Source organism: Phenylobacterium sp. (assembly GCF_044371015.1).
Lineage (GTDB): Bacteria > Pseudomonadota > Alphaproteobacteria > Caulobacterales > Caulobacteraceae > Phenylobacterium.
On the sequence record NZ_JBILUK010000177.1, the window covers coordinates 1 to 6,597 of the forward strand.

At 68.0% G+C, this 6,597-nt stretch carries 6 protein-coding genes and 1 pseudogene; 6 read left to right on the forward strand and 1 reads right to left on the reverse strand.

What is annotated here, in order from left to right:
* The 4 genes from ACIQ3R_RS13400 to ACIQ3R_RS13415 all read left to right on the forward strand — a co-directional run.
* Positions 1-479 (forward strand): CoA transferase (locus ACIQ3R_RS13400; RefSeq protein ID WP_397419307.1); only part of this gene is annotated, 479 nt, incomplete at its 5' end.
* A gap of 72 nt (positions 480-551) precedes the next feature.
* Positions 552-1,946 carry a carotenoid oxygenase family protein gene (locus tag ACIQ3R_RS13405; RefSeq protein ID WP_397419309.1) on the forward strand — a complete coding sequence of 465 codons (1,395 nt, stop codon included), beginning with the start codon at positions 552-554 and terminating at the stop codon, positions 1,944-1,946.
* A complete protein-coding gene (locus ACIQ3R_RS13410; protein ID WP_397419311.1) occupies positions 1,943-2,992 on the forward strand; it encodes a DUF2855 family protein in 1,050 nt (349 codons plus the stop codon). Before ACIQ3R_RS13405 ends, ACIQ3R_RS13410 begins: the two co-directional genes overlap by 4 nt.
* 133 nt (positions 2,993-3,125) lie before the next feature.
* Complete coding sequence (locus ACIQ3R_RS13415; protein ID WP_397419313.1) at positions 3,126-3,890, forward strand: class I SAM-dependent methyltransferase; 765 nt, start codon at positions 3,126-3,128, stop codon at positions 3,888-3,890.
* A gap of 133 nt (positions 3,891-4,023) precedes the next feature.
* Here ACIQ3R_RS13415 and ACIQ3R_RS13420 read toward each other — a convergent pair whose 3' ends face one another.
* Entirely contained in the window at positions 4,024-5,193 is a 1,170-nt protein-coding gene (locus ACIQ3R_RS13420; protein WP_397419315.1) for an acetyl-CoA C-acyltransferase, read from the reverse strand.
* 135 nt (positions 5,194-5,328) lie between these two features.
* Between ACIQ3R_RS13420 and ACIQ3R_RS13425 the strand changes: the two genes are divergently transcribed.
* On the forward strand, positions 5,329-6,279 hold the full coding sequence (locus ACIQ3R_RS13425; protein ID WP_397419317.1) for a peptidylprolyl isomerase: 951 nt from the start codon (positions 5,329-5,331) through the stop codon (positions 6,277-6,279).
* Positions 6,276-6,597, forward strand: a pseudogene (locus ACIQ3R_RS13430) (bifunctional ornithine acetyltransferase/N-acetylglutamate synthase); the annotation flags it as partial. The gene ACIQ3R_RS13425 and the pseudogene ACIQ3R_RS13430, both read left to right, overlap by 4 nt.

Here is a 6,597-nt window from a genome sequence, read left to right on the forward strand (position 1 = left end):
GCGCCGGTCCGATCCTGGTCTCGGCCGACTTCCGCTTCCTGTTCCGGCGAATGACCGAGAAGCTGGGACTGGCCGATCCGGCCGGGCCGGAGGCGACGCTGGCGGAGAAGATCGCCGCCCGCCGGGCCGCCGTGACCGCCGTGTTCGCCGGGCTTGGGGACTGGCCGGCGGTCGCAGAGGCGATGGACCGGATGAACATCGCCTGGGGCGAGGTGCGAAAGGCGGCCGAGCTCGCGGTCCAGCCGACCCTCGCCCATCGAGGGTCGATCGTGCAGGTGGACGACCGCGCCGGTGGGACCCGGCCGGTGCCCCAGTCGCCCTACCGCTTCTCCGCCGCGCGCGCCGAGGTTCGCGGCCCCGCGCCGCACAGGGGCGAGCACAACGCTGAGGTGCTGGCCGAGTGGCTGGGCGTCGACGTCGCGTCCGTGGCGGCGCTGGAGTCGGCGGGGATCCTGGATCACGATCCGTCGCCCAGCTGAGGGGCTTGCCAAGGCCGTCCGACGCGCGCATACATTTACAGCGTAAGAAAACAAAAGTCGGAGGATCGGCCCATGGACGGGAATGCGCGCGTAAACCCCTATCTCGCCGGCAATTTCGCGCCCCTCTCGACCGAGGACGACTTCGAGCTTGAGATCGTCGGCGAGGTTCCGGCCGGCCTGCGCGGGGCGCTGTTCCGGATCGGGCCGAACCCGCAGTTCGAGCCGCGCGATCCGAACCATCATTGGTTCGCCGGCGACGGCATGGTGCACGGGTTCTATATCGCGGACGGTAAGGTCTCCTACCGCAACCGATATGCGCGCACGCCCAAGTGGACGCTGGAGCATGAGCACGGCCGCTCGCTGTTCGGCAGCCTGGGCAACCCGATGCACACGGACCCGGTGGCCCAGGGCAACGAGGGCGGGCTCGCCAACACCAACATCGTCTGGCACGCCGGCCGCCTGCTGGCGCTCGAGGAAGGCCATCAGCCGTTCGAGATGAACCCGCGCACTCTGGAGTCCACGGGCTATGTCCGGCCCTACAAGGATCGCACCACCGCCCACCCCAAGATCGATCCGGTGACCGGCGAGATGATCTGGTTCGGCTATGGGATCGGCCCGATGCCGCTCTCGGCGGGCGTCAGCTTCGGCGTCACCGACGCGGCCGGAAACGTGGTGCGGCGCGACGACTTCGAGGCGCCTTTCTCCTCGATGGTGCACGACTTCATGGTCACCGAACGCCATGCGCTCTTCCCGATCCTGCCGCTGACCGGCAGCCTCGAGCGGGCGATGAGCGGCCGCCCCGCCTATGCCTGGGAGCCGGAGAAGGGCAGCTATGTCGGGGTGATGCGGCGCGACGCCGATGTCTCGACCCTCCGCTGGTTCAACACCGAGGCCTGCTACGTGTTCCACCCTCTCAACTCTTGGGAGGAGGGCGACAAGATCGTCTGCGACGTGATGCGCTACGACGTGGCGCCGCTGTTCCCCAACGCCTACGGCAGCCGCGGCGAGAAGTCGGCCGCGCGGCTGGTGCGCTGGACCTTCGATCTCTCCGGCGGGTCGGACGCCATCAAGGAAGAGCCGCTGGATGATCTCGACGGCGAGTTCCCGCGCGTCGATCCCCGCTACGAGACCCGCAAGCACCGCCACGGCTGGTACGCCGCTGATCCGCGGGGCAGCAAGACCGTGGGCATGACCGCGCTCGCCCACATCGACCTGCAGACCGGAAAGCGTCAGGTGCTGGAGCTCGATGGCGGCGACATGACCTCGGAGCCGGTCTTCGTGCCCCGATCCAAGAATGCGCCCGAGGGAGACGGCTGGCTGACCGCGGTCATCTGGCGCGCGGCGGAGAATCGCTCGGACCTGGTGATCTTCGAGGCGCTCGACATCGCCAAGGGCCCCATCGCGGTCGCCAAGGTTCCGCGTCGAATCCCGTTCGGCTTCCACGGCAACTGGGCGGATCTTCCGTGAGCGGTTTCGACCTCGTCGTCGATCGGCGCGACCTGACGCGGGCCGAGATCCGGCCGCTGGACACTGACGCCGCGCTGGCCGAGGGCGAAGCGCTGTTCGAGATCGAGCGGTTCGCCCTTACCGCCAACAACATCACCTACGGCGCCGTGGGCGATCAGATCGGCTACTGGCGCTTTTTCCCGGCGCCGGAGGGGCTGGGTCGGATCCCTGTGTGGGGCTTTGCGCGCGTTGTGCGCTCTCATGCGGCGGAAGCGCCGGAAGGCCTCAGGCTCTTCGGCTATTGGCCGATGTCGAGCCATGCGGTCGCCCGTATGGCCAGGCGCGGGGCCGGCTATGTGGAGACCTCGGCGCATCGGGCGGAACTGCCGCCGACCTACAACGCCTATTCGGTCGCTGAGCCTTCGGACCAGGACGACGTCCGCGCCCTGCTGCGACCGTTGTTCATGACCGGCTTCATCCTCGACGACCAGATCTGCGAGACGCCGCCCGCATCGCTCATCCTCTCCAGCGCGTCGAGCAAGACCGCGCTCAGTCTGGCCTGGCTGGCGCGCCGGCGCGGGGTGAAGGTGATCGGCCTCACCTCGGCGGCGCATGTGGAGCGTCTGGGCGCGCTCAACCTCTATGATGAGCTGGCGCCCTATGAGGCGGCGGGCCAGGTCTCCGCGCCCGCGCCGGCGGTCTATGTGGACTTCGCAGGCCGCCGGGCGATCACGGCGCAGGTGCATGCGGCGCTGGGTGCGGACCTGGTCGCCAGCATCGGGGTGGGCGTAACCCATTGGGACGCGCTCGGCGCGCCGCGGGTGGAAGTTCCGGGACCCGCGCCGAGCTTCTTCTTCGCGCCGGACCGGATCCGCCAACGGATGAAGGACTGGGGCGCCGAGGGGCTTGATCAGAGGTTCGGCGAGGCGATGGCCGCCTTCGTCGCCGACAGTCCCTGGCTCACCTTGCGCCACCACCAGGGCGCCGACGCTCTGCTGGCGCTCTATGGCCGGGTGGTCGCCGGTGCGGTGCAGCCGGACGATGGGCACATTGTCCTGCCGGCTTGACCGGGGCCGCCGACGGGCCCAGCCTGACGCCACGATGAAGGCTTGAGCGAACATAGGCACCGCGGACAACCGCAGGCCACCCGCCGTCGCCGGACCCGTCCGGCGCGAGTCTCCGCTCTATTCCGGAACCTTCATGACCCAGACCACCATCAATCGCTATGGCGCGATCGCCAGCGAGATCTACGATATCGACAAGCCCGACTTCGCGTTGCCCGACACGCGCTTCCATCTGGCGCGGTTCGAGAGCTTCGGCCGTCCGATCCTGGAGCCCGCCTGCGGTTCCGGGCGAACTCTGATTCCGTTCCTAAAGGCCGGACACGACATGGCCGGCTTCGATCCCAGTCCGGACATGCTGGATCGATGCCGGACGCGGTGTGCGGAGGAAGGGTTCGCGCCCGAATTGGCCCAGGCCCGCTACGAGGACTTCGGCTTTAGCCGGACCTTCGGCGCCGTCCTGGTTCCGGTCGGCTCCTTCACCCTGATCGACGACTTCGCGGTCGCGATGGATGTGCTTCGGCGCTTCCATGCCGCGCTGGAGCCGGGCGGCGTGCTGGTGATCGATCTCCAGGGGCTGGGTTTCCTGGCCTCGAACAGCATCGACCGCCGCCGCTGGACCGCGCCCTCGGGCGATCTGCTCACCTGTGAAGGGACGCGCTCGGTCACCGACTGGTTCCGTCAGCGGGCGGAGAGCGTCTACCGCTACGAACGCTGGCGCGACGGCCGCCTGATCGAGACCGAGATCGACATCATGGCCCAACGATTTTGGGGCCTTGATGAGTTCAGGATGGCGTTGGAGGCCGCGGGCTTCTGTTCCGTGTCGGTTGTCGGAAACTATGACCGGTCCCGAGGTTTGAGGGGGTCGGACCGCACCTGGACCTTTGAAGCCCTGCGGGCGTAGCGAGGTTGGTTGGCTTGCACCTTCTGGTGATTTCGACGCCCAAAGGCTGTCCTCTTCAGCCGCAGATGCGCCGACCCAAAAACGAAAAGGCCCTCCCGCAAGGGAGGGCCAATCCGATTCGATACGCCTGAACCTAGTAGATTTCGAACAGGCCGGCGCCGCCCTGGCCGCCGCCGATGCACATGGTCACCACGCCCCATTTGGCTTTGCGGCGACGGCCTTCCTGCAGGATGTGGCCGGTCAGTCGCGCGCCGGTCATGCCGAAGGGGTGGCCGATCGAGATCGAGCCGCCGTTGACGTTATACTTCTCCGGGTCGATGCCCATCTTGTCGCGGCTGTAGAGGCACTGGCTGGCGAAGGCTTCGTTCAGTTCCCAAAGGTCAATGTCGTCCACCTTCAGGCCCGCACGCTTCAGAAGCTTGGGGATGGCGAACACCGGGCCGATGCCCATTTCGTCGGGCTCGCAGCCGGCGACCGCCCACGACACGAACCGGCCCATGGGCTCCAGACCGCGACGCTCGGCTTCCTTGGCTTCCATGAGGACCACCATGGCGGCCCCATCGGAGAGCTGGCTGGCGTTGCCGGCCGTAATGAAGTTGCCTTCACCCTTGACCGGCGGGAGCTTGGAAAGCCCTTCCATGGTGGTGTCCGGACGATTGCACTCGTCCCGGTCCACCACGTAGTCGACGATGGACTCTTCCTTCGTCTCCTTGTTGACCACCTTCATCTTGGTCTTCATCGGGACGATTTCGTCCTTGAACTTGTTGGCCTGCTGGGCGGCGGCCATCCGGCGCTGGCTCTCCAGCGAGTACTCGTCCTGATACTCGCGGCTCAGGTTGTAGCGCTTGGCCACGATGTCGGCGGTATCGATCATGGCCATGAAGATATCCGGCGAGGCCTTGATCAGGTCCGGGTCGATGGCTTCACGGGGCATGCCGCCGCCGGGGATCGAGATGCTTTCCACGCCGCCCGCGACCACGCAGTCAGCGCCGTCGCCGCGAATGTGGTTGGCGGCCATGGCGATGGTCTGCAGGCCCGAGGAGCAGAAGCGGTTGACGGTGACGCCGGCCGTGGTCACCGGCATGCCGGCCAGCAAGGCGGCTTGGCGGCCGATGTTGGCGGCGCCGTGCGCGTTGTTGCCCAAGTAGCAGTCTTCAACGAAGTCGGCCTCAACGCCGGACCGCTCGACGGCGTGCTTGATGGCGTGCGCCGCCATGGTCATCGGCGGTGTGATGTTGAACCCGCCCCGGCCCGACTTGGCCAGGCCCGTGCGGGCGTAGGAAACGATGACGGCTTCGCGCATCTGAATGGTTCTCCCAACGATCAAGTGTGTTTGCGCCCGAACGGACGTTTGGATGGTCAGAGCATTCTTTGCATCCCCAAACGGAAATGGCTAGGGACGGGCGGCGCCGCCGGGGGCGCCGTGAGAGAAATTTGCATGGCTGCCGGAGCCCGCCACCGCATCTTCGCCGTTCTTGCGCTGACCCTGGCGCTGGCCGCGTGCAATCGCGGCGGCGACGGCGACCAGCCGCCGGAGCGGGGCGACGTGGCCGTGGCGCGGGTGGACGGCGCGGTGATCTGGACCTCGGACGTCAAGCGCGAAGCCATCGCCCAGGGCCTGATCGGCCAGGGCGAGCCGCTGGATCCGGCGTCGGACCTGTTCCAGCGCATGAAGGACGAAGTGATCGACCAACGGCTGCTCGCCGCGGAGGCGCGCCGCCGCAAGATTGACGACGACCCTGTCGCGCAACGCCGGCTGGCCGCGGCGCAGGACCGGGTGCTGGGCGACCTTCTGGTGCAGGCTACCGTGGCCGATACGGTGACCGAGTCCAACATCAAGAGCCTCTATGAGGAACAGCAGCGCCTCTCACGGCGCTCGGAAGAGGTGCGCGCGCGCCAGATCGTATTGGCCACGCCGGCCGAGGTGGAGCAGGTGCGCAAACTGCTGGCGGCCGGCGCCTCGTTCGAGGCGCTGGCCATGGAGCGGTCACGAGATGCGGCCACGCGCTTCAACGGCGGCGATCTCGGCTACTTCTCCACCGATGTCATGCCCGAGGCCTATGAGGCGGCGTTGAAGGGCGCCCGCGCCGGCCAGATCGTTGGACCGGTGGCGGTCGAGGGCGGGCTGGCCCTGGTGCGCATCGAAGACGTCCGCGAGGAACAGCCCATCGCGCTCGATGTCGCGCGGCCGCAGATCGTCCGGTTCCTGACCTATGACCGCATCCGCGACCTGCTGGAGACCCTGCGCGCCAAGGCCAAGGTCGAAGATCTGACCCGTCCTGAACCCGGCGTTCTCAAGCCAACGCCGCCAGCCGACGCGCCGAAGGCGGCGCCTGCGCCGGCCGCCGTCGCGCCCACCGCACCTGCCCAACCGGGAGCCGCCCGATGAGCCGCAAATCGACGCCCGCGGAAACTGTGGGCCAAACCCTGGAGCGCGCCCTGGACCCGCTGGCCTCGGCCATCAAGCGCGCGGGGCGGAAGCGGGTCGACAAGGCCGCGATGCCGGTTTCGCCGATGGCGACCCCGCTCCCCGCCCTGCCTCCGATCCGGGGCGTGACCCTAGCGACCGGTCGGGCCGGCTTCTACAAGCATGAGCGCGACGATCTGTTGGTGATGGCGTTTCCGGAAGGCGCCAGCTGCGCCGGCGTGTTCACGCGCCATGGCGTCGGCTCGGCGCCGGTCGACTGGTGCAAGCGACAACTGGACG

Excerpts from the sequence above, each read along its gene's own strand:
- ACIQ3R_RS13425 (WP_397419317.1), top strand. The coding sequence starts at position 5,329 with ATGGCTGCCGGAGCCCGCCACCGCATCTTCGCCGTTCTTGCGCTGACC.
- ACIQ3R_RS13415 (WP_397419313.1), top strand. The coding sequence starts at position 3,126 with ATGACCCAGACCACCATCAATCGCTATGGCGCGATCGCCAGCGAGATC.
- ACIQ3R_RS13420 (WP_397419315.1), bottom strand. The coding sequence starts at position 5,193 with ATGCGCGAAGCCGTCATCGTTTCCTACGCCCGCACGGGCCTGGCCAAG.
- ACIQ3R_RS13405 (WP_397419309.1), top strand. The coding sequence starts at position 552 with ATGGACGGGAATGCGCGCGTAAACCCCTATCTCGCCGGCAATTTCGCG.